We start from the raw sequence: 23,322 nt of genomic DNA, 5'->3' as shown, positions 1-23,322 counted from the left end.
TCAGTTGGATGGACCCATGAGGGCGCCGACCAGCGACGGGCAGCCAACGCTCGTCGTCACGAGATCGATTTTGGCAAGGAAGCACGATGTCGCAGACAGCATTGACCACCTCGCTCGATGGCTACGAGGTCTGGTTCGTCACAGGTAGTCAGTCGCTCTACGGCGAGGAGACGTTGCGGCAGGTGGCCGAGCAGTCGCAGGCCGTGGCTGCGGGGTTGGCCGGTCTACCGGTGCGGGTGGTGTGGAAGCCGGTGCTGATCGACACCGAGGGGATCCGCCGGTTCGCGCTGGAGGCGAATGCGGACGACCGGGTGATCGGCGTGATCGCGTGGATGCACACCTTCTCGCCGGCGAAGATGTGGATCACCGGCCTGGACGGGTTGCGCAAGCCGTTGCTGCACCTGCACACCCAGGCCAATGTCGAGCTGCCGTGGTCGACGATCGACATGGACTTCATGAATCTCAACCAGGCCGCGCACGGCGATCGGGAGTTCGGCTACATCCAGACCCGGCTCGGGGTGGCGCGCAAGACCGTGGTGGGCCACGTGTCCAACCCCGAGGTGGGCCGGCAGATCGCGGACTGGCAGCGGGCGGCGGCCGGCTGGCAGGCGGCACGGACGCTGAAGGTGGCCCGGTTCGGCGACAACATGCGCTACGTGGCGGTGACCGAGGGGGACAAGACCGAGGCCGAGCTCAACCTGGGCGTGCAGGTGAATACCTGGGGCGTGACTGAGTTGGTCGAGCGGGTCGAGGCCGCCACCGCTGCCGAGATCGACGCGCTGATCCAGGAGTACCTGGCCTGCTACGACGTGGTGCCCGAACTGCTGCCCGGCGGCGAGCGGCACCAGTCACTGCGCGACGGCGCGGCGATCGAACTGGGGCTGCGGAGCTTCCTGACCGAGGGCGGGTTCGCCGCGTTCACCGACACCTTCGAGGATCTCGGCGGGTTGAAGCAGCTTCCCGGCCTGGCGGTGCAGCGGCTGATGGCCGAGGGCTACGGCTTCGGCGCCGAGGGGGACTGGAAGACCGCGGTGCTGGTGCGGATCGCGAACGTGATGGGCTCCGGCCTGCCGGGCGGGGCGTCGCTGATGGAGGACTACACCTACAACCTGGTACCCGGCCAGGAGGTCATCCTGGGCGCCCACATGCTGGAGGTGTCGCCTGCCCTGACGTCGCAGAAGCCGCGGCTGGAGATCCACCCGCTGGGCATCGGCGGCAAACAGGATCCGGTGCGGCTGGTGTTCACCGCCGACCCGGGCCCGGCGCTGGTGGTGGCGATGTCGGACATGCGGGACCGGTTCCGGCTGGTCGCCAACGTGGTGGAGAACGTCACCCCACCCGACCTGCCGAAGTTGCCGGTCGGACGGGCGGTGTGGAAGCCGGCCCCCGACCTGGCCACCTCGGCGACCTGCTGGCTGTCGGCCGGCGCCGCCCACCACACGGTGATGACCACTGCTGTCGGGATCGACGTCGTCCGTGACTTCGCCGCCATCGCCGGTATCGAACTGCTCGAGATCGACCAGGCCACCACCGTGGCCGGCTTCCAGCGGGAACTGCGCTGGAACCAGGTCTACTACCGCCTCGCCCGCGGCCTGTGAGGCCGGCGCCGGGTCAGGAGTGGTTGATCCGCAGCATCTCGACGCTGGCGGACGGGGGCAGGTCGACCGCCAGCCGTACTGTCCGGGCGACGTCGTCGGCGGCCAGATAGTCCTCCGGGGTGAACTCCCTGCCCTCGGCGGTGCGCAGCTCGAGCTGCATGTCGGTGGCCACCCGTCCGGGGTGCAGCGAGGTGACCCGCACGGCGCCGCGTTCGTCCTCGCGCAGCGACTGGGCCAGCCCGGTGAGCGCGAACTTGCTGGCGGCATAGACCGAGAAGCCGCGGTTTCCGGTGAGTCCGGCGCCGGAGTTGAGGAAGACCACCAGGCCGTGCGCGGCCCGCAGCGCCGGCAGCAGCAGCCGGGTGAGCGTGGCCGGCGCGATCACGTTCAGCTCCAGGACGGCCCGCCACTGGTCGGTGGTGGCGGTCTCGAACGGGCCCCAGTGGGAGAGCATCCCGGCCGAGTGCACCAGCACGTCCAGCCGGTCGATCCCGGCCACGGCAGCAGCCACCGCGGCCTCGTCGGTCAGATCGGCGACGAAGGGCTCGGCGGACGGCAGCGAATCCGCCACCTCGCGGGCGGCCCCGGCTGTCCGGGCACCGACCAGGAGGTGGTGGGTGCTGCCGAGTTCGCGTGCGATCGCCCGTCCGATGCCGCGCGAAGCGCCGGTCACCAGTGCCACCGGCCGGCTCATGCGAACACCGCCAGCCCGACCAGTGCCACCCAGACCACCGCCAGCACCTGCAGGACACGGTCGCTCATCACGATCTCCTCCGGTTCGCCCGCCCTCCCCTGGTCGATTCGCATCGCATAGCGCAGCAGGGCGAGGGTGAACGGGGCGATCGAGATCGCCGTCCACGGCACGCTCCACAGCTGCGGGCCGCGGCCCTCGTCGAAGGCCCACAGGCTGTACGACATGATCACCACGCCGAGCGCCACCGACCACACCAGCCGGAGGTAGGAATCGCTGTAGCGCTCCAGCGAGAGCCGGGTGCCCGCCTCGGCCCCCAGTTGGTGCAGCTCGGAGTAGCGCTTGCCCGCCACCATGAACAGCGAGCCGAAGGAGGCCACCAGCAGGAACCACTGGCTCAGCGGAATGCCGGACGCGACGCCGCCGGCGATCGCGCGCAACAGAAAACCGGCCGCCACCATCGCCAGGTCGATGATCGGCTGGTGCTTGAAGAACAGCGAGTACGCCACCTGCAGCACGACGTAGATCGCCAGCGTCACACCCAGCTGGGGGCTGGTCCACGTCCCCAGTGCCAGGCCCGCGGCCAGACAGACGGCCGCCAGCAGGTAGCCGATCCGGGGGGAGAGCTCCCCAGCGGCAATCGGTCGTAGCCGTTTGGTGGGATGCTGCCGGTCGGCTGCCACGTCCCGAATGTCGTTGAAGACGTAGATTGCAGCGCTGACCAGGCAGAATGCGATCATCGCCCAGAGGGTGGCCAGTGCCACGGCAGGTTCGAACAGACGTCCGGCGGCCAGGGGCGCGGCGACCACCAGGACATTCTTCACCCACTGTTTGGGACGCAGTGCCCGCAGCCAGGCGGGCAGCCGGGACTGCCGGGCTGCGGGGGTCGGGGGAGTGCTCGTCATGATGAGCCAAGGCTAACCGGGCGGGTCGGACGCCCGCACCTCGGTCCGACCAGGTCAGCGCTTCCTCAGGCCTGCCAGAGGCTGTGCCAGGGGACGCCGAGCTCGCCGAACAGCTCGCGCAGCAGTGGCAGTGAGATCCCCACCACGGTGTGCGGGTCGCCCTCGATGGAGCGGACGTAGGCGCCACCGAGGGAGTCGATGGTGAACGCGCCGGCCACCTCGACGGGCTCGCCGGTCGCCACATAGGCATCGATCTCGGCGTCGTCCAGGTCGGCGAAGTGGACGATGGTGCGGGCGACCGCCGTCCGGGACTGCCGGCGGCCGGCCAGCTGCGCGATCACATGGTGGCCGGTCAGCAGCACGCCGGAGCGGCCACGCATCCGACGCCAGCGCTCCCGGGCCTGAGCCGCGTCGGCCGGCTTGCCGTGCGCTTCACCCTCGAACTCCAGCAGCGAATCGCAGCCGACGATCAGCAGCTCGGCGTCGAGATCGAGCCCGGCGGCCACAGCCTCCGCCTTGGCGCTGGCCAGCCGGGCCACCAGGGTGGTGGTGTCGGGTGCGGTGATCGCGTCCTCGTCGACCCCGGAGACCACCACCAGCGGAGCCAGCCCGGCTGCCTTCAATGTGGCGAGCCGGGCCGGTGACCGCGAGGCCAGGACGAGCTGCGGGGCGATCAGAGCCCACCCAGGATCTGGCCGAGCAGACCGCCGAGGAGGTCGCCACCGGACTGCTGCTGGCCCTGCTGCTTCGTGGTGGTGGTCGGGATCTGCCACTGCCCGGGGGTGGTGCCGCCGCTCGGCGCGGCCTGCGTCCCGCCGAGGGCGCCGCCGAGCACCTGCCCGAGGATGTCCCCCAGACCGCCGCCGCTGGCCGGTGCGGCTTGCTGCTGGTCGCCACCGCCGAAGAGGCCCCCGAGCAGCCCGCCCAGCAGCCCGCCGTCGGACTGCTGATTGCCGCCGCTGTTGCCGCCGAGCACCTGCTTGGCCAGCCAGCTCATCACCAGCGGAGCCAGGTAGGGCAGCAGCTTGGCCAGCAGGCCGCCGCTCTGGCCGGCGAGGGCCTGCACCCGCTGGGGGTCGTCGGCGAACATGTGCTTGAGGATCTGGCGGCCGTCGGAGGTGTCGACGTCGTCCAGGCTGGCCGGCGTCTCGGCGTGGTTGGAAAGAGCTCCGAACAGGCTCTCGGCACCTGAGGAGTCGGCGACATTGGCCTGCAGGCTGGCCAGCAGGGTCGGGATGGCGGCCTCGACGGCCTGCCTGGTGGTCTCGGGGTCGGCACCGACCCGGCTGGCAAGATCGGACATGTCGATGCCGGAGAGGATCTCGTCGGTAGCGCTCATGCGGGGCGTCCTTTCTACTTCCTGAAGCTGCTGCGCCAGGCCTCGTGGCCCGGAACCAGCGGGTTTCTCACGGTGTGCCAGTAACTGCGCCACCCGCCGGCCAGCGTACTGCTCGTAGGTTGGTGAGGGGCAGGCCTGGTCCGCCGCAGGGCGATGATCACGGCGGTGAGCGCGGCGAGCTCGGCGTCGGTCGGCGAGCCCCCGGACACCTCGAACAGCGGTTGTCCGCCCCCGTCGTTCACAGCGGGATGTTCCCGTGCTTCTTGGGCGGCAACTGCTGGCGCTTGGTGCGCAGCAGCCGCAGCACCTTGATCACCTGCGCACGGGTCTCGTGCGGGTAGATCACCTTGTCCACATAGCCGCGCTCAGCAGCGATGTAGGGGTTGGCGAGTTCGTCGTCGTACTCCTCGATCAGCCGGGCGCGCTCCCCGTCCGGGTCGTCGGCCTCGGCCAGGTCGCGGCGGTAGAGGATGTTCACCGCCCCCTCCGCACCCATCACCGCGATCTGGGCGGTCGGCCAGGCCAGGTTCACGTCCGCCCCCAGTGGTTTGGAGCCCATCACGCAGTAGGCGCCACCGTAGGCCTTGCGGGTGATCACGGTCAGCAGCGGGACGGTGGCCTCGGCGTAGGCGTAGATCAGCTTCGCACCGCGGCGGATGATCCCGTCCCACTCCTGGTCGGTACCGGGCAGGAAGCCGGGGACGTCGACGAAGGTGAGGATCGGGATGTTGAAGGCGTCGCAGGTGCGGACGAAGCGCGCAGCCTTCTCCGACGCCTTGATGTCCAGGCAACCGGCGTAGACCAGCGGCTGGTTGGCGATCACCCCGATCGAATGGCCCTCCACCCGGCCGAACCCGCAGATGATGTTCGGGGCGTAGAGCTGGTGCACCTCGAGGAACTCGTCGTCGTCCAGCACCCGGGTGATCACCTCGTGCATGTCGTAGGGCTGGTTGGGAGAGTCGGGGATGATCGTGTCCAGCACCCGATCGTGGTCGGTGAAGGTCAGGTCGGCCTCGGTCTCGTCGTAGACCGGCGGGTCTTCCAGGTTGTTCTGCGGCAGGTAGCTGATCAGCTGGCGGACGTACTCGATCGCATCGGTCTCGTCGGCTGCCAGGTAGTGGGAGGTGCCTGAGCGGGTGGAGTGGGTGCGCCCGCCGCCGAGTTCCTCCATGGTGACGTCCTCGCCGGTCACCGTCTTGATCACCGCGGGGCCGGTGATGAACATCTGTGAGGTCTGGTCGACCATCACCACGAAGTCGGTCAGCGCGGGGGAGTAGACGTGCCCGCCGGCTGCGGCCCCCATGATCAGCGAGATCTGGGGCACCACGCCGGAGGCCAGGGTGTTGCGGCGGAAGATCTGGGAGTACAGGTCGAGGGAGACCACGCCCTCCTGAATGCGCGCCCCGCCGCCCTCGTTGATCCCGATGATCGGGACCCCGGTGGAGATTGCGAAGTCGAGGATCTTGACGATCTTCTCGCCGTAGACCTCGCCCAGCGCCCCGCCGAACAGGGTGACGTCCTGGCTGAACACGCACACCGGACGGCCGTGGATCGCACCCACCCCGGTGATCACACCGTCGGTGTAGGGCCGCTTCTCGGCCATCCCGAAGGCCGTCGAGCGGTGCCGGGAGAAGCGGTCGAACTCGGCGAAGCTGTCTTCGTCCAGCAACGCGAGGATGCGCTCGCGGGCGGTCAGTTTGCCCTGGGCGTGCACCTTCTCGACAGCCTCGGCCGAACTGGGATTGAGCGCCTCGTCACGGCGGCGGGTGAGATCGGCCAGCTTGCCGGCGGTGGTGTGGATGTCGACCTCCATGAGCGCACCCTAGGCCCTTGGGGACCGGGCCGGTAGGGTGCGGCCGTGGATCCACTGGTTGATGCGACCTGGCTTGCCCGACAGCTCGGGGACGGCCTGTGGCGCCGGGTCGAGACGACCGCGACGATCGGTTCCACCAACGCCGAGTTGGCCACTCGTGCACGGGCGGGCGCGCCGTCCGGGTGTGTTCTGGTGGCCGATCACCAGAGCCGGGGACGGGGCCGGTTCAGCCGGGTCTGGGAAGCGCCGCCAGGCAGGTCGGTGGCGCTGTCGGTGCTGCTGCGCCCGCCCGCTGCTGCGCCGCGGCGCTGGTTGTGGCTGCCGCCGGTCGCGGGGCTGGCGGTCGCCGACGGATTGCGTGCTGCGGCAGGGGTGGACGCCCGGCTGAAGTGGCCCAACGACGTCCTGATCGACGGCCGAAAGGTGTGCGGCATCCTGGCCGAGCGGGTCGAGGGCACGCCGCCGGCGGCGGTCATCGGGATGGGCATCAACACCCTGCTCGCCGAGAACGAACTTCCCGTCCCGACCGCCACCTCGCTCGCTCTGGCCGGAGCCACGGCCACCACGGCAGAGGTGGTCCGCGACGTGTTGGGGGCGTTGGCGGGCTGGTATCGCCGCTGGGCTGACGGGGACGACCTGCGCGAGGCCTACACCGCCCACTGCGACACCGTGGGACGCCGCGTCAGGGTGGTGGTCTCCGAGACCGAGGCCGTTGAGGGCGAGGCCGTCGGCGTGGATGTCGACGGCCAGTTGCTGGTGCGGGCCGGGGGTGTGCTGCGCAGCTTCGCCGCCGGGGACGTCTGGCACCTGCGGTAGCCCCACCTCGTCGGCCGGGCAGTACCCGGTGACCGGCAGCAGCACTGCGGTGGACCGGTGTGGGAGCATGGAGGGCATGGGACTGCCCGAGAAGCTCCTCGGTACCGACGAGCATGTCGTGCTGCATTTGCGTACTCACGGCAAGGCGCTGGTGCTGCCGGCGCTGATCCTCGTCCTGGGTGCGGTCGTGGTGGGTGTCGCGCTGGCGGTGGCGCCGTCGTCCTGGCAACCCTGGGCGGGCGGGGTGATCGGTGTCCTGGCGGCCCTGGTCTTCGTCAGCTGGGTGCTGCTGCCCTTCCTGCGCTGGCTGACCACCACCTACACCTTCACCGACCGGCGGGTGATCACGCGCCAGGGGATCATCAACAAATCCGGCCACGACCTGCCGCTGACCAGGATCAACAACGTCGCCTACGAGCGCAGCCTGCTCGACCGGATCCTCGGCTGCGGCACCCTGGTGCTGACCACTGCTGCGGAGAAGCCGGTCACCCTCCACGACATCCCCGACGTCGAACGGGTGCACGTCGCGATGACCGAACTGCTGTTCTCCTCCGAGGCCCCGGACGCTCCGGAGCACAACGAATGACCGGTGCGGTCACCAGCCGGGTGCCGCTGCGGCGGCAGTTGACCCGGTTCGTGATCTCTGGCGGGATCTCCGCGGTGGTCGACTTCGGCCTGCTCCTGGCGTTGATGGCCGCCGGGTTGTCGCACACCCCCGCCAAGGCGCTCTCCTTCATCGCCGGCACCACCACCGCCTACCTGATCAACCGGCGCTGGACCTTCGGCGCGGCGCCCAGCCGGCAGCGGTTCGCTGCCGTCGTCGTGTTGTACGGCACCACCTTCGGGCTGCAGGTGGGGCTGTTCGCGCTGCTGTTCCCCTGGCTGGAATCCACCTCTGGCAGCACCCTGGTGGCCCAGGCCGTCGGCTTCGTGGTCGCGCAGGGGGCTGCCACGACGGTGAACTTCGTGGTGCAGCGCAGCGTGATCTTCCGCTGACCGGGCTTCAGCTCATCCGGCTCCCGCCGACCCGGCTTCGGCGGCTGGCGCGTTCCTACAGGACGGTCATCTCCCGGGGCTCGACCAGGACGCCGCTGGCGGTCGGGAGATCGCTGGGCAGCACCCGGTAGACCCGTTGCCGGGGGGACTCGGCGACGAAAGCGGCCGGCACCCCGTCGACGTAGTGGACGGCGGCGCCGTCGTCGGCGGCCCAGCCACCCGGCAGGTCGCCGGCGGCCACCGCATCGGTGTAGGCGGGAGCACGGCCCGGCTCACCGTCGAAGTGGGGGCAGAAGCTGCCGGGTACCAGCCCCAGACCGCCCCGCCAGGCGCGGAAGTCGCCGAAGGAGTCGGTGATGCAGCCCTCGTACCAGCAGTTGCCGCCGGCCGACACTCCGGCGAGTACCACGTCGCCGCGGGCTGCCCGCTCGCGCACCGCCCCGGAGACACCGTGGGCGTCCCACAACGCCATCAGGTTCACGGTGTGGCCGCCGCCGACGAGCAGCACGTCCACCTCGGCCAGCCGGGCGACCGAGGCCGCCGAGCCGCCCTGCCAGAGACTGAGCACCATGGTGCGCACCCCGAGGGTGCCGTAGGCCAGCAGGAAGCGGTTGACATAGTGCGGGTCGTCGGCCGAGGCAGTGGGTGCGAAGCACACCAGCGGCGCCTGTTTGCCCGACAGCTCCAGCAGGTAGCGGTCGAGATTGGTCGGTGCGCCCGTGGGCGACATCGAGAACCCGCCGCCGCCCATCGCGAGGATGTGCGTGGTCATGTCTCCATCTTCGCGCATCGCGAGGCCCGGCGGGGGCCGATGGCCGACGGGCACTCGCCGCCGGCGATCCGGTCAGCGGCGAAGCGGCTGGCCGGCACACGTTACGCTGACGCCGTGACTCCCACCATCGGCATCATCGGCGGCGGTCAGCTCGCCCGGATGATGCACGCTGCCGGGATTGGACTGGGGCTGCAGATCCGGCTGTTGGCCGAGGGGCCCGAGGTCTCCGCGGCCCAGGTGGTCCACGATGTCACCGTCGGCGACTACACCGACCTGGCGACCGTGCTGGCCTTCGCGCGGGGCTGCGACGTGATCACCTTCGACCACGAGCACGTTCCGGCCCCCATCCTGCGCGCGCTCCTCGAGGGAGGGACGGCCGTCCGTCCCGGGCCGGACGCGTTGCTGCACGCCCAGGACAAGGCGGTGATGCGCGACCGGCTGACCGCGATGGGCATCCCGTGCCCCGCCTACCAGGTGGTCGGCAGCGCGACGGAGTTGATCGCCTTCGCCGACCGGACCGGCTGGCCGGTGATCGCCAAGACGTCCCGCGGCGGCTACGACGGCAAGGGGGTCTGGAAGCTGGACGATCCGGGCCAGGCAGGGCTTCCGTTCCAGAATCTCGGGCCTGATGTGGTGATCGTCGCGGAGGAGTTCGTCGACTTCGTCCGGGAACTGTCGGTGCTGGTGGCCCGCCGCCCGGGTGGAGAGACGGTCGCCTACCCGGTCAGCGAGACGGTCCAGACCGCGGGGGTCTGCACCGACACGACCACGCCGGCACCCGGCATGCCGGCTGGCGAGGTGGCAGCCTGGCAGCGGTTCGCGCTGCGGATCGCTGCCGAGTTGGACGTGGTGGGCATCCTCGCCGTGGAGCTGATGGAGGCCCGGGACGGCCGGGTGGTGGTCAACGAGTTGGCGATGCGCCCGCACAACACCGGGCACTGGAGTATCGACGGTGCCCGGACTTCCCAGTTCGAGAACCACCTGCGGGCGGTCGCCGACCTGCCGCTCGGTTCACCCGAGCCCAGAGTGGCCTGGTCTGTCATGGCCAATATCCTGGGTGGGGCTCGGGAGGATCTGGCTGGCGGGCTGGCCGAGGTGCTGGCCGCCGACGCGGCGCTGCGCGTGCAGTTGTACGGGAAATCGTGGGCACCGGGACGCAAGCTCGGCCACGTCACCGCGCTGGGCGACGACCTGGCGCAGACCCGGGCTCGGGCCCGCGCCGCAGCCGAGGTGTTCATGGGCGTGGCGGGCCCTGGTTCCCAGACCGGCCATGCTCGCGAGGACGGGAGTCCCCTGGCTGGTGCCGGTGGGGCGGAAGATGCCCGCCGACGCGGGGATGGCCAGAACCGACGAGACGACGAGAGCGAAGGGACCACGGATGACTGAACCGCTGGTGGGCATTGTGATGGGCTCCGACTCGGACTGGCCGGTCATGGAGGCCGCCGCGGCGGCGCTGGCCGAGTTCGATGTGCCCTACGAGGCGGACGTGGTCAGCGCCCACCGGATGCCCGAGGAGATGATCGGCTACGGCCGGGCGGCCGCCGAGCGTGGGCTGAGGGCGATCATCGCCGGTGCCGGCGGTGCCGCGCACCTGCCCGGCATGCTCGCGGCGGTGACCCCGCTGCCGGTGATCGGCGTCCCGGTGCCGCTGAAGCAGCTGGACGGGCTGGACTCGCTGCTCTCGATCGTCCAGATGCCCGCCGGGGTGCCGGTGGCCACGGTGGCGATCGGGAATGCCCGCAACGCCGGGCTGCTCGCGGTCCGCATCCTGGCGGCCTCCGATCCCGTCCTGCGGCAGCGGATGGCAGCCTTCCAGGCAGAGTTACGGGCGGTCGCTGCTGCCAAGGGTGAGCGGGTCCGCGCCGCCACCGGCCATCCGGAGAGCTCCTCGGCCGGTTAGGCACCTTCTGACGCCGACCTGGGCGCCAGGCTGTGGCCTCCGGTCCGATGTCGGGGCCTCGATCACAGCTTGTGGCGGTGCTGGTGCCCGGCCAGCGGAGCTGTGAGTCAGTGTCCGAGGACGGAAGTTCAGTCACAGTACAGGCGGCGCGTGGCTGCGTCTCGGCGCGTCACCCGGGCCGGATTGGCGCGGGTGGTCATACTGGGGAGCGTCCGACCACCTTCCCCGGAGAGACAGACCTGATGGCGACAACTTCGAGCACTGCCACCCTGCCCGGGCCGCAGGCGCGCAGCCAGGGGATCGCGCTTCGCCGTGGCGTCGTGCTGGTGCTGATGACGCTGGTGATCCCGGGCTCGGCACAGCTGGTGGCCGGTAACAGACGGCTCGGCAGGATCGCTCTGCGGATCTGGCTGGCCCTGATCGCGCTGCTGCTGGTGGCCCTGGTCGTCCTGCTGGTGAACCGCAACTTCCTGATCGGCCTGTACGCCAATCCGATCACATTGCGGGTGCTGCAGGTGGCGGTCCTGGTCCTGGGCATCGGCTGGGCGCTGCTGATGCTGGACGCCTGGCTGATCGCGAACCCGCGCGGAATGGCACCGCGCGGCCGGGTGCTCTCCGGGGTGCTCGCCTTCCTGTTGGCTGCCTGTACCGGCACGGTCGCGTGGGCGGGGTCGGGCATGTTCGGGGCGCAGGCGTCGCTGATCGCCAATGTCTTTGTCGGTGGCGGCCAGGCCGAAGCCGAGCACGGCCGGTACAACATCCTGCTGATGGGCGGTGACGCCGGGGCCGACCGCTGGGGGATGCGTCCGGACACCATGATCGTGGCCAGCATCGACGCCGAGACCGGCCGCACCGTGCTGTTCAGCCTGCCGCGCAACCTGCAGTGGGCGCCCTTCCCGAAGGACAACCCGCTGCACAAGCTCTACCCGGACGGCTACTGGTGCAAGTTCAAGAACCCGTCCGACGCCTGCCTGCTGAACGGCATCTACACGCTGGCGGTCACCCACAAGGATCTCTTCCCGGGCGTGAAGTACCCCGGCGCCGAGGCCACCGCCGACGCGGTGGGGGAGACCCTCGGCCTCGACATCAACTACTGGGCGATGATCGACCTGAAGGGCTTCGAGAAGCTGATCGACGCCGTCGGCGGCATCCGGCTCGACATCAACAAACGGATTCCGATTGGCTCAAAGAGCGGCCCGAAGGGCGTCTACGGCTACATCGAGCCCGGCAAGAACGTCCTGCTGGACGGTTTCCACGCGCTCTGGTTCGCCCGGTCACGGGAGGGCTCGAGCGACTACGAGCGCATGTCCCGGCAGAAGTGCGTGATCAACGCGATGGTGAAGCAACTTAACCCGAGCACCGTGCTGACCAAGTTCAACGACCTCGCCGCAGCCAGCGAGAAGGTGATCGCCAGCAACATCCCCAGTGAGCAGCTGGGCACCGCGCTCGATCTGGCACTGAAGGGACGCTCGCTGCCGATGTCGTCGGTGAACTTCACCCCGCCGCTGATCAAGCCGGTGAAGCCCGATTTCCCGAAGATCCGCGAGATCGTCGCCGACAAGATCGCTGCCTCGGAGGCCAAGGACAACCCCGAGAAGGCCTCGCCGGCGCCGTCGGAGTCCGCCAGTCCGAGCAGCAGTTCCAGCGCGTCCAGTTCTCCCAAGCCGAAGCCCAGCAAGTCCAGCAGCTCGACTCAGGCCGACGACCTGGAGACGGTCTGCAAGGTCAGCTCGTAGCGGCGGCGACGGCAGCACCGGTCGCCGCCGGGCTACCTACCGGCTGCTGCGGACCCGGGGCTCGTCCCAGACCGGCTCGTCGTGTTCGGTGACCCGGCCGTCGGTGCCGAAGACCAGGAAGCGGTCGAACCAGCGGGCGAACCAGCGGTCGTGGGTGACGGCGATCACCGTCCCCTCGAAGCCGGCGATGGCCTCTTCCAGGGCTTCGGCGGAATGCAGGTCGAGGTTGTCGGTCGGCTCGTCCAGGAGCAGCAGGGTGGCGCCGGAGAGTTCCAGCAGCAGGATCTGCAGTCTCGCCTGCTGGCCACCCGACAGGGTGTCGTAGGTCTGCTCGGCGGCGTACACCAGGCCGTAGCGGTCCAGCGCGCGGGAGGCTTCCTCCCGTCCCATCCCGGGACGGTGGGCATCGCCGCGGTGCAGGATCTCCAGCAGGGTTCGTCCGGCCAGCTGCGGGTGCTGGTGGGTCTGGGCGAACCAGCCCGGACGGACTCGGCTGCCCAGCTTGGCGAGCCCGGTGTGGACCACCGGCTCGGCCGCGACATCACCGACCGGCTCGTGCTCAGCGTCCGGACGGGAGCCGCCGGCGGCCAGCAACCGCAGGAAGTGCGACTTGCCGGAGCCGTTCGAGCCGAGCACGGCCACCCGTTCGCCGAACCAGACGGTGAGGTCGAAGGGCGCCATCAGGACGTCCGTGGTCGGCAGGCTGGGATGACGGTGGACGGCATCGCGGTGGGGCGCACCGGCAGAGCCCAGCGCGCTGGGGTCTGCTGGTGCGAGCGGGTCGCCAGCCGGGTTGTGAGGTCCCGGATCCCCGGGAGCTGAGCCGGGATGATCTGGGGGGATTCTCAGTTCGAGTTGCTCGCACACCACGGCGCGACGGGCAGTCTGGCCACCGCGCAGTCGCATCCGCACCTGGTGCTGGGTGACCACCAGCTCGGGCGGACCAGCCTGTTCGAACTTCGCCAGCCGGGTCTGGGCGGCCTGGTAGCGGGAGGCGAGGTCGGCGTTGTACGCAGCCTTCTGCTTGTACATCAGCACCAGTGCCTTGAGCTTGGCGTGCTCCTCGTCCCAGCGCCGGCGCAGTTCTTCCAGCCGGGCGTTGCGTGCCTCGCGGGCCTCGCCCCAGCTGCGGTAGGTGCCGGGGTGGGTCCAGGCGGTGGCGCCGGCCGGACCGGGCTCCAGGGTGACGATCGCGGTCGGGACGCTGCTCAGCAACTCCCGGTCATGGCTGATCAGCAGCACCGTCTTGCCGGATTCGACCAGGCGCCGCTCCAGCCAGAGCTTGGCCGGCACGTCGAGGTAGTTGTCCGGCTCGTCGAGGGCCAGCACCTCCTCGGGGCCGGCCAGCAGAGCCTCCAGCACCAGCCGCTTCTGCTCGCCGCCGCTGAGGGTGTTCACTTCCCGGTACTGCGCCCGCCGGAACGGCACCCCGAGGGCGGACGTGGTCACGGTGTCCCACACCGTCGACTCGTACTCGTAGCCGTCGGCGTCGCCGAAATCGGCCAGCGCCTGGGCATAGGCCAGCTGCGTGGCTTCGTCGTCGATCTCCATCATCGCCAGTTCCGCTGCATCGAGCGCACGCACCGCCGTCCGGACCCGCTCCGGCGCCACGGACGCCAGCAGGTCCCGGACGGTCCGGGTGTCCCGCAGCTTGCCGATGAACTGGCTCATCACGGCCAGCCTGCCCGAGGCAGAGACCGAGCCCTGTTCGGCGGGCAACTCGCCGGAGATGATCCGCAGCAGCGTGGTCTTCCCGGTCCCGTTCGGGCCGATCAGCGCCACCCGGGCGCCGTCTCCCACCCGGAAGGAGATGTCGTTGAGCAGCGGACGTCCGTCCGGCAGGGTGTAGCTGACGCCGTTGATGTCGAGGTGCGGCATCAGCGGCGCCCGTCCGGTGTCGAGACGCGCCGGGACTGCTGGCGGGGCATCAGTGGCGTCCGTCCGCGGGGTGGCTGGCGTTGGTGCTCGAGTCGGGCATCACTCCGGCTCGATCGGGCCACTGCCCAGGATGTCGAACACCCACCGGCCGAGCGCGTCCAGGGTCTCCCGACCGGTGTCGAAGTCGGCGGTGCGGGTCATCATCGCGATCCGGTAGCTGCGGCCGTCGCCGTCCACCTGGCCCATCGAGTTCACCGCCCACAGCCCATCGCTGGACTGGAACTGAACCCAGCCGTTCTTCAGGTGCACCTTCACCGTCGCCGAGCGCGGTGCGCCGACGCCCCAGGCGTGCTCGTCGATCACCTGGCCCATCAGGTCCCAGACGAAACCACGCTCGGCGTCGGTGATCGCCGGCGAGCCCTCAGCCAGCCGCTGCACCAGCAACGCCTGGTCGGACGGGGTGGTCCAGGTCCAGCTCCAGGACTCCAGGTGAGCCTCGTCGGCGTGAGTGTTCGGCAGCTGGAGCTCCCTGGCCAGCTCGGTGTAGGCCGCCCCCTGGCCGCCGAAGGCGTACAGCGCGTCGGCCGGGTCGTTCTCGGAGTGGGTGATCGCCGCGGTGGCCTGCTCGACCTGCTCGGCAGTGAGCGTGGTGCCGTCGGCGCGTGCCGCACGTTCGGCCATCAGCACGATCATCGGCTTGGCCATGGACGCGCTCTGGCTGGCGTAGTCCGGCTGGTAGCCGTAGACCGCCCCATTGCGGAGGTCGTGAATCGCCACGCCGAGCTTGTCCGAGCCATTGGCGATGACCTTGATCGCCTCGTCCAGCTGGGAGCGGATCGAGCCGGTCGGGGAGGCAGTGGGAGTGGGGACGGAGGGACCGCTGCAGCCGGCCAGCAGGGCAGCGCCGCCGACCGCCAGCGCGGAGCCGCGGACCAGCAACTGGCGACGTGAGAGTGCGGTTGTCAGGAGCTGTCGGGTCATGATGTCCTTCCTCGTCCGACACCGGGGTAGCTGCGGCCGTTCGGCCCGTCCGGCTCACCGGCCTCGTGGTCCACGCGTTCGGTGGTGATGATACGGGCCAGCCCGGCATCGTCGACCGGCCCGTCGACAACCACCGCCGAACCCCCGCCCAGCACGGGACGGATCAGCGCCTCCTGCAGCATCAGCCCGGGCCGGACCTGCACCCGCAGCAGCACCCGGCCCGGTTCCGGCGGCAGCGCCAGCCACTCGGCATGGCTGATCTGACGCCGGTCGTCCAGCCAGGCGGTGTCGTCGGGCTGCACCGGCTCGGCCCAGTGCGCGTCGGGTTCGGCCAGCGCCTCGGTGGAGTAGTCCAGCACACCGGCGGGCAACTCGCGCAGCCCCAGACCGAGGGGGTGCAGGGAGCACGCAACGGTCATGCCGGGCAGCAGCGGCTGCGGGTCCTCCGGCCCGATCACTGCCAGGCCGGCTTCATCCGGCAGGGGTGGTTCGACCGCCTGGTAGACCAGTCCGCGCTGCCAGGCCGCCAGCGGCCAGACCAGGCTCATCCAGTGGCCGGGATGGGCCAGCGAGACCGGCCCGGCCACCCGTCCCTCGACGCCGAGGGTCTCGATCAGGTTGGCGGTCTTGTCCACCCAGTTGGCGAAGGAGGTGGCGCTGAACTCGACCCGCTCGCCCCGGTCCGGGCGGTACCAGGTGAGCAGTGGACGGCTGCCGTCGCGGCGGACGCGCGCCGCCAGCACGTCGATGATCGAACCGGCAGCAGGCACGTCCCCATCGTAGGGGTCGCTGCGCAGGTCTCCGCCGGTTGGGGTCGCCACACACCTCCCCCTCGGCCGGGGTCGCCGTACCTGTCCGTACCTGTCCCGCTCACGGGGGTCGCCACTCATCTCCTGGCCGGCGGGCCGCCGCCGCTGTCCCCGCCGTCGGCGCCGACCTGCGTGTCCTGGTCGGCTGACTGCCAGGGATTGCCGAAGCGGCCGCGCCGGTAGGCCAGCCGAGAAAGGGCTGCCAGGAGCCGCATGGAGTCAGGGGGATGCCCTACCCTCGACAGCGTGCGCTACGTCGTCATCATGGCCGGGGGGTCCGGCACCCGGCTGTGGCCGTTGTCGCGTCAAGGGACCCCCAAGCAGTTGTTGCCCCTGGTTGAGGGCCGCAGCCTGTTGCGGCTGGCCTTCGAACGGTCGCTCGCGTCGGTCCCCGCCGAGCAGGTGATGGTGGTGACCGGAGCCGCCTACGCCGACCAGGTCGTCGCCCAACTGCCCGAGTTGCCCGCGGGCAACATCCTCGGCGAGCCGGTCGGACGGGACTCGCTGAACGCCGTCGCCTGGGCAGCCGCGGTTCTGGCCCGGCGGGATCCGGACGCGGTGATCGCCCAGGTCACCGCCGACCACGTGATTGAGCCGCTGGCGCAGTTCGTCACCACCCTGGGACAGGCATTCGCCGTCGCCGAGACGGATCCGGGCGCGCTGGTGACCCTCGGCGTGGTCCCGACCTCACCGCACACCGGCTACGGCTACCTTCATCGCGGTGGCCCGCTGCCCGGCCACCCGCATGCCTGCCTGGTCACAGAGTTCGCGGAGAAACCTGCACGAGAGGTGGCCGAGGCCTACCTGGCCTCCGGCGACTACTGGTGGAACTCCGGCATGTTCGTCTGGCGTGCTGCCACCGTCCTGGAACAGGTGCGGCTGCTGCTGCCCACCAACTACGAGGGAGTCACCGCCCTGGCAGCCGAACCCGAGCGGCTGCAGGAGATCTTCCCGAGCCTGATCAAGACCTCGGTCGACTACGGGATCATGGAGCCGGTGTCACATGGCCAGGGCTCGGCGCACGTCGTGGCAGTCGGTCTGGCGGTGCACTGGAGGGACGTCGGTGGCTACGCCAGCCTCGCCGAGGTGTTGCCACAGGACGCTGAGGGCAACGCGCACTCGGGCACAGTGGTCACGCTGGACGCTTGCGGCAATGTGGTGGTGAACGCCGACCCGTCCGGGCTGGTCGGGCTGATCGGGGTGTGTGACCTGGTGGTGGTCCGCACCGCCACCGCCACCCTGGTCGTCCCGCTTGACCAGGCCGAACGGGTCAAGGAGTTGGTCGCCGCTGTCATCACCCGGGCAGGCTCCCAGTTCGCCTGACGTGGCAACGGCACTGGTCTGGCGGCTGCGGGCTAGGGTGAGCGCGAGGAGGCATGGTGGAGAATCTCGGGCGGATTCGCGAGCCGCTGGCGTGGGCGATGGTTGGGCTCACCGCAGTGGCTCTGGTGTTCCACGTGGCCCAGTTCGCCGTGTTCGTGGCTGGAGACGGTGCGTACCTGGTGATCGATCAGGACCTCTCCGCCACCTTCTTTGCGGGCTGGACGCTCGGACTGCAGTCGATCAGCGGCGCGCTGTTCGTCGGCCTGGCACTGGCGGTCGCGGGATGCCAGGTTGCCCCGGTGCTGCCGCGGGCGCGCCTGGTCGCCAGGGTGGCGGCCTGGTTGGCGACCCTCACGGTGGGAGTGGGCTGGGGCGTCTCGGCGTACGCGCTGGCCGCCTGGGAGGGGGCCGGGGAATCATCGGTGATGCTCCGGATCTGGTCGGGCATTGGTGACTGGATCAACCTGGGTGTGGAGTCCGGGATCGCGGTGGTGGCAGTGATCGCGCTGTGGGCGTTGAGCCGGCGTCCATGCGTGGACGAGGCCGAGTCGCAGGACGCCGGCGAGACCGCCGACCAGCAGCCGTCCGACGTTGCCGGCGATGCGCCGGGCGAGGACGAGCAACCGGCAGTCTGGAAGCCCACCGAGGCGAGCGGTGCGGTGTGGCGGACGGCGGGCGAGGCGGCAGCCGGCGCTCCGGGCAGGCAGGCGCTGGAGTCAGCCCAGGCTGTGGACGGCTTTGAATGGGCGCCGCGGCCTGCCCGGAACGAGGCAGAATCGAACAACGACTGGCAGCCGCCCACGACCCCGTGAGCTGCCGGGCCCGGCGGCGCAGGTTGGGCATGTTAGCTGATCGGGCTTGACTTCCCGGGAATGACAGGCGTGTAATTCCTTTCAAGTAGTTTTCGTCTGTGCCGCACGGTGATCGGGGAGGGTAGATGCACGAGTTGTTTCTGATCGTCAACGAAGACGATGAGGGTGCGCTCGGTTGGCAGGAGCGTGCGCTCTGCGCCCAGACCGATCCGGAGGCGTTCTTCCCCGAGAAGGGCGGTTCCACCCGAGAGGCCAAGAAGGTCTGCCAGTCCTGCGAGGTACGCAGCGAATGCCTGGAGTACGCGCTGGGCAACGACGAGCGATTCGGCATCTGGGGTGGTCTGAGCGAGCGGGAGCGCCGCCGCCTGAAGAAGCGCGCCATCTAGAGCGGGCAGTGCTTGCGGGGAGCCGTTAGTCTGAGGGCTGATCCCCGACCTGAGAGACCCCCTTGACCGACACCGCCGAACTTGATGAGGACCCGTGGGCCTGGCTGTATGCCCAGGACGGTGACGACGGTCCGGCCTGGGCCGATGTGGTGGTCACCGCGGTTGTTGAGCCGGTTCCGGGCGGCAACGTCGAACGCTGTCGCCGGGAGGTCGAGGCCGGTGATGTGGTGCCCGACCAGATCGTCGTGGACGACCCCGATCCCGGTAGCGCTGCCGACTGGCTCTGGCTGCTCACCGCCGACTGCGAGCCGTCGCCCGGTGCGCTGAAGCACCTGTTGGTCGCCCTGGACCGCAACCCCGACCTGGACGTGGTGGGTCCACTGCTGGTGGAGCCCCGCCGCCACGGCCCGGGCATCGTGATCGCCCAGTACGGCCAGACCATCTCCAGCAACGGACGGCTGCGCAGCCTGGTGCCCTCCGGCGAGCTCTACCAGGGCCAGCTGGAACGCGCCGATGCGCTCGGCGTCGACGCCGCCGGCATGCTGGTGCGCGGGGACGTCTGGCGCGAACTCGGCGGTTTCAACCGCGACCTGCCGCATGCCTTCCGGGGCATCGACTTCGGCTGGCGAGCGACCCTCGCCGGGCATCGGGTGGCCGTCGAGCCCGCCGCCCAGGTGGTGGTCCATGCCGAGCCGCTCGATCTGGGGGACGCCCGGGCCGCCGGTCTGGCAGTGGTCGGCGCGCACCTCACCCCGGGCCGCCGACTGCTCGGCCGGCTGCGGCTGGCGGTGATGAGCCTGCTGGCCTCGCTGGCCTTCCTGCTCGGCAAGGACGGCGCCCGCGCGGCCGGTGAGATCACCGGGCTGGGCCGCTGGATCGGCCGCCGCCGGCTGCGCAGGTCGGTGGCGCTGACGGCCAGGCAGGTGTCGTCCACCCCGCAGACCCGCGCTCGGGCGCGGTCGCTGCGGCCAGCTCGGGGCGCGGGACTGCGTCGTGGCCTCGAGGGTGCCGCCGAACGGATCTCGGAGTGGCTGGCGAGCTTCTCCGGCCCGACTGATGCGCCCAGCCTTGATGAGCTGACCGGTGACGAGTTCGCCGGCGTCCGCCGTGACCAGCCACGGATCTCGCCCCTGGTGGTGGGGCTGGTGCTCACCGTGCTGCTGGCCGCCGGTGCCGGACGTGCGCTCTTCCGCGCCGGTTCGTTGCAAGGCCCCTGGCTGCTCCCGGCGCCGGCCAGCTGGCTGACCCTGGTGCAGGAGTACGTCGCGCCGATCGCCGGACAGCCGGCACTCCACACCCCGGGCTGGACGGGGCTGATGGGCCTGGCTTCGTTCGTCACCGGCGGGCAGCCGGAGTGGCTGGTCTCGATCCTGGTGATGGGCTGCGTCCCACTGGCCTGGCTGGCAGCCTTCCGGCTGCTCAACCAGACGGTCGCCAGCCATGTCCTGGCCGGGATTGCCGCCTTCGGTTACGCGCTGGCGCCCGTCCTGGCTGGCGGGCTGAATGTCGGCTCGACTGGGCTGGTGGTGTTTGCCGTCCTGCTGCCGGTGTACGTCTACCGGGTGCGGTTCTGGCTGTCGCAGGAGGAGACCACCTGGCGGGCGGCCGCGGGCCTGGGCGTCTGGGGGCTGCTGCTGACCGCTGTGTTCCCGCCGAGTTGGGTGCTGCTGGTGATCGGCCTGGTGGTGGTGACCCTCGGACGCCCGGTGCGTACCTGGCTGCAACTCGTCCTGGCGGTGGCCGCCCCGCTGTTGTTGCTGGTCGGGCCCTGGCGGGAGACCCTGCTGGCCTATCCGGGACGGCTGCTCACCGGCATCGAACCGGTCATGGCCGGCCTGGCCCCACCGACTGCCTGGGAGGTGCTGCTGGGACGGACCGCGGGCGGCACGCCGCCGCTGTGGCTGTCGCTGGTCGTGGTCGGCGGATTGTGGGTGGTTGGCCTGGTTGGGGCCCTGCGCCGCCGGGGCAGGGCGGCCGCCGCTTTCGCCGTGGCGGGGTTCGCCTCGGCTGCCGCCGTCCTGGTCACTCGCCTGGTGGTGCAGGTGCCGCCGGGGGAGTGGGCGCGGCCGTCCGGCATGGAACTGTTCGTGGTGGCAGCGGGTGCCCTGATCCTCGCCGCCGCCTGGGGGCTGGACGATCTCAGCTCCGACCTACGTGGCGCCAACCTCGGACTGCGGCACGTCGGCACCCTGGCGTTGACCGTGGTGATCGCCGGGGTGCTCGTGCTGGCCGGCGGCTGGTGGGTGCTGGCCGGTGAGACCGGCCTGCACCGCTCTGGCGTCGGCTCGATCCCACCCTTCGTCCGCAACGAGCAGACCTCGCCGACACCGGGCCGCACCCTCGCGCTGGAACTGCGGGACGCCGAGGTCAGCTGGTCGCTGCTGCAGGACGACCTGCCGCGGCTGGGGGACGTCGAGCGTGGGCTGGTCGCTTCCGGCGACCCGGAGGCGACCAGGCTGGCTGCCTCCGTGGTCACCCGGCTGACCTCGGGTAGCGGGGACGACCAGTTGCTGCCAGACCTGATGACCCTCGGGGTCTCCTACATCTGGCTGACCGGCGGGGATGCCGGCCACCGGCTGGCGATCAGCAACACCCCCGGGCTCGGGGTGGGCACCGGCGACCGGGACACGGTCTGGCCGGTAGAGGGCTCGGGCCGGGCAGTGGTGGTGACCGCCGACGGCCGGGTGGTCACCGGCAACGGCCAGGAACTGCCCGCCGGGACGGAGTTGCGACTCGCCGAGCCGGCCGACTCACGCTGGCAGGCGACGGCCGGCGGACGCGAGCTGGCCCCGGTACCGACCGCTGGCTTCGGCCAGAGCTTCGACACCACCGGAGCCTCGGGGGTGCTGGAGTTCGGGCTGCGGCAGGGCCCCGACTGGTGGGCCTGGGCCCAGCTCGCCGGCCTGGCCCTGCTGATCCTGCTGGCCGCACCGGGGCTGCGGCGCGCGGGGGAACCCGCCGGTCCGCGCCGGGTCGAGGAACAACGGGCGAACCAGCCCGAGTCGGCACCTCGTCGGGCGCTGGGAGGTGAGCGATGAACCGCTGGCTGGTGCCCGGCATCACCGTCGCTGTGGTCGGCGCGGTGGTCGCGGCGGCGCTGACAGTGCTCCCTGCCCAGCAGCCGCCGGTGACGACCCCGGCGGTCGACGATGCCAGGCTGTCGCTGGTCTGCCCGGTCAGCTCCAGCGCCACCGCCACCGGCCGGCTGGCTGCGGTCGCCACCGGCGCCGGGTTGCGCACCGCGACGCTGGCCGAACCGGCCGATGCCACCGACGCCGAGGGGGTCGCGGTGATCAAGGATCCGTCCGAGCCGCAGATCGTGTCCGGGCTGCGCAGCGCCAGTTTTGGGGCAGTGAGCCTGGTGCGGGCGGCTGACGGGCCAGAACGCGGCCTGTCCGCCGCCGCCTGTGCCTCGCCGGTCACCGAGCAGTGGTTCACCGCCGTCGGGCTCAACGACGCCGCCCAGGCCGCCGTCGAGCTCACCAACATCGACAAGGTGGATGCGATCGTCGATGTCGCCGTCTGGGGCGACGAGGGCCGGGTCAACGCGCCCGGTTCGCGGGGCATCGTGGTGGCTGCCGGGTCGACCCGGACGCTGCCGCTGAGCGTGATTGCCACGTCCGCGAATCCGGTCACCCTGCAGGTGGTCAGCGAGCAGGGACGGGTGGCCGCCACGCTGCGTCAGCGCTTGTGGGACGGCAGCACCCCAGCTGGCTCGGACTGGATCCCGCCGGCGGCCAAGCCCTCGCCGGAGGTGGTGATCTCCGGTATCCCCGACGATGCCGGCAGCCGACAGCTCGTGATCGGCAATCCCGGGGAGCGCACCACATCGGTGGCGATCGAGCTGCTCACCGGGGACGGGCCCGGCCAGTTGCCGGGCCTGGAGAGCGTGGAGGTGCCGGCCGGCACGACCCGGGCCTTCGACCTCACCGAGGTGCTCGGCGGGGACGCCGCCGGGCTGCGGCTGACCGCCGACTTCCCGGTGACCGCCGGCGTCGCACTGACCGGGCCCGGCGGAAAGAAGCAGCGCGACCCGGCCTGGACATCGGCCCAGCAACCGCTCGGCCCCGACGGGGTCTGGCCGCTGCCCGAGGCGAAGCAGGCAACCACTGTTCTGCAGCTGGCCAACCCCTCGGGGGGCGACAGCACCGCGACGGTGGTGTTCAGCGACCAGACCGGCACTGCCGGCCAGCCGGTCACTGTGCAGGTGCCGGCCGGTAGCATCACCCGGACACCGGTACCGGCCGCGGCGACGGCCGTCGTCAGGGTGCAGGCTCCCGCCGGCAGCCCGCTGCGGGCGTCACTGCTGATGCGGGACGACGTGCAACAGCTGCGCGGGCTGGCGGTGATCCCGCTGACCGGGCCGGAGGCCTCTCTGACGGTGCCGACGGTGCGCTTCGACCCGCACGCGGGCTGAGCGGGCTGACTAGTCCTGGTCGTCCCGGAAGCCGGACGGGTCGAGCTCGGCGGCATCGATGCCGGTGATCGCCGACAGCTGCTCGACCACCGTGCGCTGCACCAGCGAGGCCAGTTCACGGCGATCGTTGGAGCGGTGCTCGATCGGGCG

22 protein-coding genes are annotated in these 23,322 nt (G+C 70.8%); 12 read left to right on the top strand and 10 right to left on the bottom strand.

Annotated features, from left to right (window positions below; all coding sequences use genetic code 11):
- Nucleotides 1-86 precede the first annotated feature (86 nt).
- Nucleotides 87-1,598: an L-arabinose isomerase gene (gene araA / locus VB080_RS03590; RefSeq protein WP_323417053.1), complete on the top strand. Its 1,512-nt coding sequence runs from the start codon at nucleotides 87-89 to the stop codon at nucleotides 1,596-1,598.
- A 13-nt stretch (nucleotides 1,599-1,611) separates the two neighbouring features.
- On the opposite strand, the gene VB080_RS03585 is transcribed toward araA, so the two are convergent.
- From VB080_RS03585 to VB080_RS03560, 6 genes are all read right to left on the bottom strand, one after another.
- Nucleotides 1,612-2,292, bottom strand: coding sequence for an SDR family oxidoreductase (locus VB080_RS03585; protein WP_323417052.1), 681 nt, complete (start codon nucleotides 2,290-2,292; stop codon nucleotides 1,612-1,614).
- Nucleotides 2,289-3,194 carry a decaprenyl-phosphate phosphoribosyltransferase gene (locus VB080_RS03580; protein ID WP_323417051.1) on the bottom strand — a complete coding sequence of 302 codons (906 nt, stop codon included), beginning with the start codon at nucleotides 3,192-3,194 and terminating at the stop codon, nucleotides 2,289-2,291. The genes VB080_RS03585 and VB080_RS03580 overlap by 4 nt, the downstream gene beginning before the upstream one ends.
- Nucleotides 3,195-3,259: 65 nt before the next feature.
- Nucleotides 3,260-3,868, bottom strand: a complete 609-nt coding sequence (locus VB080_RS03575; protein WP_323417131.1) for a Maf family protein — start codon at nucleotides 3,866-3,868, stop codon at nucleotides 3,260-3,262.
- Nucleotides 3,868-4,533 (bottom strand): DUF937 domain-containing protein, encoded by a 666-nt coding sequence (locus VB080_RS03570; protein WP_323417050.1) that lies wholly within the window; start codon nucleotides 4,531-4,533, stop codon nucleotides 3,868-3,870. The genes VB080_RS03575 and VB080_RS03570 overlap by 1 nt, the downstream gene beginning before the upstream one ends.
- 14 nt (nucleotides 4,534-4,547) lie before the next feature.
- A complete protein-coding gene (locus VB080_RS03565; protein WP_323417130.1) occupies nucleotides 4,548-4,742 on the bottom strand; it encodes an acyl-CoA carboxylase subunit epsilon in 195 nt (64 codons plus the stop codon).
- A 29-nt stretch (nucleotides 4,743-4,771) separates the two neighbouring features.
- Nucleotides 4,772-6,346, bottom strand: a complete 1,575-nt coding sequence (locus VB080_RS03560; RefSeq protein ID WP_323417049.1) for an acyl-CoA carboxylase subunit beta — start codon at nucleotides 6,344-6,346, stop codon at nucleotides 4,772-4,774.
- A gap of 45 nt (nucleotides 6,347-6,391) precedes the next feature.
- Here VB080_RS03560 and VB080_RS03555 point away from each other — a divergent pair, with 45 nt between their 5' ends.
- The 3 genes from VB080_RS03555 to VB080_RS03545 all read left to right on the top strand — a co-directional run bounded on the left by VB080_RS03555 (nucleotide 6,392) and on the right by VB080_RS03545 (nucleotide 8,158).
- A complete protein-coding gene (locus VB080_RS03555) occupies nucleotides 6,392-7,162 on the top strand; it encodes a biotin--[acetyl-CoA-carboxylase] ligase (protein WP_323417048.1) in 771 nt (256 codons plus the stop codon).
- Nucleotides 7,163-7,238: 76 nt separating this feature from the next.
- On the top strand, nucleotides 7,239-7,748 hold the full coding sequence (locus tag VB080_RS03550; protein WP_323417047.1) for a PH domain-containing protein: 510 nt from the start codon (nucleotides 7,239-7,241) through the stop codon (nucleotides 7,746-7,748).
- A complete protein-coding gene (locus VB080_RS03545; protein WP_323417046.1) occupies nucleotides 7,745-8,158 on the top strand; it encodes a GtrA family protein in 414 nt (137 codons plus the stop codon). Before VB080_RS03550 ends, VB080_RS03545 begins: the two co-directional genes overlap by 4 nt.
- 55 nt (nucleotides 8,159-8,213) lie before the next feature.
- Here VB080_RS03545 and VB080_RS03540 read toward each other — a convergent pair whose 3' ends face one another.
- A complete protein-coding gene (locus VB080_RS03540) occupies nucleotides 8,214-8,930 on the bottom strand; it encodes a peptidase E (RefSeq protein WP_323417045.1) in 717 nt (238 codons plus the stop codon).
- Nucleotides 8,931-9,044: 114 nt separating this feature from the next.
- Here VB080_RS03540 and VB080_RS03535 point away from each other — a divergent pair, with 114 nt between their 5' ends.
- The 3 genes from VB080_RS03535 to VB080_RS03525 all read left to right on the top strand — a co-directional run bounded on the left by VB080_RS03535 (nucleotide 9,045) and on the right by VB080_RS03525 (nucleotide 12,566).
- On the top strand, nucleotides 9,045-10,316 hold the full coding sequence (locus tag VB080_RS03535) for a 5-(carboxyamino)imidazole ribonucleotide synthase (RefSeq protein ID WP_323417044.1): 1,272 nt from the start codon (nucleotides 9,045-9,047) through the stop codon (nucleotides 10,314-10,316).
- A complete protein-coding gene (gene purE / locus VB080_RS03530; protein ID WP_416339594.1) occupies nucleotides 10,267-10,830 on the top strand; it encodes a 5-(carboxyamino)imidazole ribonucleotide mutase in 564 nt (187 codons plus the stop codon). The genes VB080_RS03535 and purE overlap by 50 nt, the downstream gene beginning before the upstream one ends.
- 242 nt (nucleotides 10,831-11,072) lie before the next feature.
- Entirely contained in the window at nucleotides 11,073-12,566 is a 1,494-nt protein-coding gene (locus VB080_RS03525; RefSeq protein ID WP_323417042.1) for an LCP family protein, read from the top strand.
- A 36-nt stretch (nucleotides 12,567-12,602) separates the two neighbouring features.
- Here the strand turns inward: VB080_RS03525 and VB080_RS03520 are convergent, their stop codons facing one another.
- The 3 genes from VB080_RS03520 to VB080_RS03510 form a co-directional block, all read right to left on the bottom strand.
- Entirely contained in the window at nucleotides 12,603-14,444 is a 1,842-nt protein-coding gene (locus VB080_RS03520; protein ID WP_323417041.1) for an ABC-F family ATP-binding cassette domain-containing protein, read from the bottom strand.
- A 99-nt stretch (nucleotides 14,445-14,543) separates the two neighbouring features.
- Entirely contained in the window at nucleotides 14,544-15,425 is an 882-nt protein-coding gene (locus VB080_RS03515; protein WP_323417040.1) for a serine hydrolase, read from the bottom strand.
- Nucleotides 15,422-16,246: a TIGR03089 family protein gene (locus VB080_RS03510; RefSeq protein WP_323417039.1), complete on the bottom strand. Its 825-nt coding sequence runs from the start codon at nucleotides 16,244-16,246 to the stop codon at nucleotides 15,422-15,424. Before VB080_RS03510 ends, VB080_RS03515 begins: the two co-directional genes overlap by 4 nt.
- 234 nt (nucleotides 16,247-16,480) lie before the next feature.
- Between VB080_RS03510 and VB080_RS03505 the strand changes: the two genes are divergently transcribed.
- The 5 genes from VB080_RS03505 (at nucleotide 16,481) to VB080_RS03485 (ending at nucleotide 23,172) form a co-directional block, all read left to right on the top strand.
- Entirely contained in the window at nucleotides 16,481-17,557 is a 1,077-nt protein-coding gene (locus VB080_RS03505; protein ID WP_323417038.1) for a mannose-1-phosphate guanylyltransferase, read from the top strand.
- A gap of 56 nt (nucleotides 17,558-17,613) precedes the next feature.
- On the top strand, nucleotides 17,614-18,369 hold the full coding sequence (locus VB080_RS03500; protein WP_323417037.1) for a hypothetical protein: 756 nt from the start codon (nucleotides 17,614-17,616) through the stop codon (nucleotides 18,367-18,369).
- 125 nt (nucleotides 18,370-18,494) lie between these two features.
- Nucleotides 18,495-18,755: a WhiB family transcriptional regulator gene (locus VB080_RS03495; RefSeq protein ID WP_323417036.1), complete on the top strand. Its 261-nt coding sequence runs from the start codon at nucleotides 18,495-18,497 to the stop codon at nucleotides 18,753-18,755.
- 62 nt (nucleotides 18,756-18,817) lie between these two features.
- Nucleotides 18,818-21,793: a hypothetical protein gene (locus VB080_RS03490; protein ID WP_323417035.1), complete on the top strand. Its 2,976-nt coding sequence runs from the start codon at nucleotides 18,818-18,820 to the stop codon at nucleotides 21,791-21,793.
- Nucleotides 21,790-23,172: a DUF5719 family protein gene (locus VB080_RS03485; RefSeq protein ID WP_323417034.1), complete on the top strand. Its 1,383-nt coding sequence runs from the start codon at nucleotides 21,790-21,792 to the stop codon at nucleotides 23,170-23,172. The genes VB080_RS03490 and VB080_RS03485 overlap by 4 nt, the downstream gene beginning before the upstream one ends.
- The last annotated feature ends 150 nt before the right edge of the window (nucleotides 23,173-23,322 follow it).

The sequence above is a fragment of the Propionicimonas sp. genome (genome assembly GCF_034927565.1).
GTDB lineage: Bacteria > Actinomycetota > Actinomycetes > Propionibacteriales > Propionibacteriaceae > Propionicimonas.
This window is presented reverse-complemented; position numbering and strand designations above follow the sequence as displayed.

Bases quoted from the DNA above. Each gene is read 5' to 3' on its own strand.
- araA (WP_323417053.1), top strand. From the start codon at position 87: ATGTCGCAGACAGCATTGACCACCTCGCTCGATGGCTACGAGGTCTGG.
- VB080_RS03585 (WP_323417052.1), bottom strand. From the start codon at position 2,292: ATGAGCCGGCCGGTGGCACTGGTGACCGGCGCTTCGCGCGGCATCGGA.
- VB080_RS03580 (WP_323417051.1), bottom strand. From the start codon at position 3,194: ATGACGAGCACTCCCCCGACCCCCGCAGCCCGGCAGTCCCGGCTGCCC.
- VB080_RS03570 (WP_323417050.1), bottom strand. From the start codon at position 4,533: ATGAGCGCTACCGACGAGATCCTCTCCGGCATCGACATGTCCGATCTT.
- VB080_RS03560 (WP_323417049.1), bottom strand. From the start codon at position 6,346: ATGGAGGTCGACATCCACACCACCGCCGGCAAGCTGGCCGATCTCACC.
- VB080_RS03550 (WP_323417047.1), top strand. From the start codon at position 7,239: ATGGGACTGCCCGAGAAGCTCCTCGGTACCGACGAGCATGTCGTGCTG.
- VB080_RS03545 (WP_323417046.1), top strand. From the start codon at position 7,745: ATGACCGGTGCGGTCACCAGCCGGGTGCCGCTGCGGCGGCAGTTGACC.
- VB080_RS03540 (WP_323417045.1), bottom strand. From the start codon at position 8,930: ATGACCACGCACATCCTCGCGATGGGCGGCGGCGGGTTCTCGATGTCG.
- purE (WP_416339594.1), top strand. From the start codon at position 10,267: ATGGCCAGAACCGACGAGACGACGAGAGCGAAGGGACCACGGATGACT.
- VB080_RS03525 (WP_323417042.1), top strand. From the start codon at position 11,073: ATGGCGACAACTTCGAGCACTGCCACCCTGCCCGGGCCGCAGGCGCGC.
- VB080_RS03520 (WP_323417041.1), bottom strand. From the start codon at position 14,444: ATGCCGCACCTCGACATCAACGGCGTCAGCTACACCCTGCCGGACGGA.
- VB080_RS03515 (WP_323417040.1), bottom strand. From the start codon at position 15,425: ATGACCCGACAGCTCCTGACAACCGCACTCTCACGTCGCCAGTTGCTG.
- VB080_RS03495 (WP_323417036.1), top strand. From the start codon at position 18,495: ATGCACGAGTTGTTTCTGATCGTCAACGAAGACGATGAGGGTGCGCTC.
- VB080_RS03485 (WP_323417034.1), top strand. From the start codon at position 21,790: ATGAACCGCTGGCTGGTGCCCGGCATCACCGTCGCTGTGGTCGGCGCG.